Source organism: Jatrophihabitans lederbergiae (assembly GCF_031845305.1).
In the GTDB taxonomy this organism is placed as follows: domain Bacteria; phylum Actinomycetota; class Actinomycetes; order Mycobacteriales; family Jatrophihabitantaceae; genus Jatrophihabitans_A; species Jatrophihabitans_A lederbergiae.
Window position 1 is genome coordinate 1 of sequence record NZ_JAVREH010000136.1, and the last position, 2295, is coordinate 2295.

At 67.7% G+C, this 2295-nt stretch carries 2 protein-coding genes and 1 riboswitch; of the genes, one reads left to right on the forward strand and one right to left on the reverse strand.

Features of this window, described 5'->3' with window-relative positions:
* The first annotated feature begins 375 nt into the window (after window positions 1-375).
* Window positions 376-532: riboswitch (cyclic di-AMP (ydaO/yuaA leader) on the forward strand.
* Between the two features lie 2 nt (window positions 533-534).
* Window positions 535-1236: a transglycosylase family protein gene (locus tag RM423_RS24480; RefSeq protein WP_311425651.1), complete on the forward strand. Its 702-nt coding sequence runs from the start codon at window positions 535-537 to the stop codon at window positions 1234-1236.
* A 385-nt stretch (window positions 1237-1621) separates the two neighbouring features.
* On the opposite strand, the gene RM423_RS24485 is transcribed toward RM423_RS24480, so the two are convergent.
* Window positions 1622-1870 (reverse strand): hypothetical protein, encoded by a 249-nt coding sequence (locus RM423_RS24485; RefSeq protein WP_311425652.1) that lies wholly within the window; start codon window positions 1868-1870, stop codon window positions 1622-1624.
* Window positions 1871-2295: the final 425 nt, after the last annotated feature.

Genomic DNA, 2295 nt, shown 5'->3' on the forward strand with positions numbered 1-2295 from the left:
GACCAGCCGCCCGGCGACAAGGCGCTCGGACCCGTCGCAGGCCTTTTCGATCGGATGCGCGATGCCATCTCTGGCCGCGGCACCGACGACTGAGCCAGATTTGACACCAGCAGAGCCCTAACTCCCGCCAGGTCGCCACCTCGACGTCGTCGCATCCCGACCGGCCCGGACGCCTTCGCCAACCGCCGGCCCGCCACCCGTCGGGTCCAAGCCCATCGAACTGATGGGGGATGGGGCTGGGTGTGTCGGGGGGAGCCTGGGCTCATCATCGTGTCGTCCGCTGGCTCAGGGTCGGTATCTACCGACGCGCGAGCTGCGAGGCGTTATATTGGCCCGGCGTCGTGACCCACAGTCAGACGTGGGTTCCGGTCCGCCTAACTCCGTCCACCGGTAACTCAACCGAGACTTCGGGCGGGGACGGGGAACCCACCGGGCGCACTAGCGTCCACGGGGTGAAGCCGCGCACAGCGCGGCCGGGCACCGATCGCCCGAACCCGACAGCTAACTTCGCCGGCGGACGATCGGAGGATCTGCATGTTCACACACTCCTACCTCGGCCGGCACCGCGCCGCCCCGACCAGCCTCAGCGCCCGGGTCACACACGGCACAGCGGTCACAGCGGTCACAGCAACCGTTGCCCTCGCCTCACTCGGTGTCTTCACCGGACCCGCCGCCGCCTCACCCACCCATAACTGGGACGGTGTCGCGCGGTGCGAGTCCAGCGGCAACTGGCACATCAACACCGGCAACGGCTTCTACGGCGGCCTGCAATTCACCGCCGCGACCTGGCTCGGCTACGGCGGAGGCGCCTACGCCCCCCGCGCAGACCTAGCCGGGCAGGGCGCCCAGATCACCATCGCCGAACGGGTCCTGGCCGGGCAGGGAATCGGCGCATGGCCGGTCTGCGGGCAATACCTCGGCGCAGCCTCGGCTATCGCAGACACCCAGCCCAACACCCAACCCACGACCCCCACCCACATCACCTCACCGGCGCCGGCCCCGGCGCTGGCAGAACACACCGTCGACCAAGACGCCGACGGCGACGGCGACGGCGACGATTCAGGTACCCGACCCGGAACCGGACAAAGCCAGTACGTCGTCCGCTCCGGAGACACCCTGAACCGCATAGCCCTTCAACACCACATCACCGGCGGCTGGGCAACACTGGCCCACCTCAACCACAACGTCATCAACAACCCCGACCTCATCTACCCCGGCCAACACATCACCCTCTAACGCCGGGCGGCGCCCGCGGCCCACACCCGGCCGCGGGCGCCACCACCACACCCCAACACCAAGCCCGGGAGCTCCTCCCACATCCTTGGGTGACCGCGAACCGACATAGGCCAGGGATTGCGTCGCGGTCCGCGCGATCACCGTCAGCCGGTGCCAAGGGGCGCAGCTCACTCGGCGCCGATGAACGCAGGACACCACCCGCGCCGCGCGCACGGGCAGAACGGCCAGCCAAGAGGAAACCTCCCGGGCCCACGTCGACCACTGCCAGCTCAGCACACGGCGGAACTCCCGCGGAGACGCGTTCGGCATGGTCTGATCGCTTGCAGCGAAATCTCGTTTCGCGGGGACGGAGTCAACCAAAGCAGGGGTAGTTCCGATAGGGAGCTCAGCGCTGGTGGCGTTGCTGACGGGCGCGCGCTGCCCCCCTGAGACCAGAGGCCAAGATAAGGTACACGATTACCACCAGCACGGTCGAGGAGATGAACCCGGCCAGCTGGCCAAGGGTCATCACGCTCGGGCCGCCTTCCGCGCTTGCGCTCTTCTTCCACACCTCATGCGCACGCACCGTGGAAAGCAAATCCACCACCGCCAACACCGCCAGGCCAACAGCCCATTTCCACGTCGTCCGGGTCATTGCCACCCTCCCTTGGTCGCTCTGCCAGCATGGGCGCCGCGCAAGCGAGCGCCCCATCAGGGTCAACCGCCTGTGACCTGCCCCGCGAACCGCAACCGCACCTCGACCAGCCGGGCAGAACCGTAGAACCGGGACCGCCGTGCGCTTGTCACGTTCCGTGGTCATACTGGAACGCGGCGTAACAAGAGTTTGTCATCGGAAGGACCCCCATGGTCGTGCACTGGCCTGCCTCACTCGCGCAACGGAGATCTTCCTCGTTTCTCGCGTCCGGAGTGCTCACGGGGTTGAGAGGGTGGCGCCGCAGTCACCGACGAGGCGTCCGCGACGCCGGGTTCATCACCGGCACGCTGGTTGTCATTTTAGCGAGCACCATGCTGGGGTTGGCTCTGCTACACCCAGTGCTGAACCTGCCGTGAAGGCGTCGC

Excerpts from the sequence above, each read along its gene's own strand:
- RM423_RS24480 (WP_311425651.1), top strand. The coding sequence starts at position 535 with ATGTTCACACACTCCTACCTCGGCCGGCACCGCGCCGCCCCGACCAGC.
- RM423_RS24485 (WP_311425652.1), bottom strand. The coding sequence starts at position 1,870 with ATGACCCGGACGACGTGGAAATGGGCTGTTGGCCTGGCGGTGTTGGCG.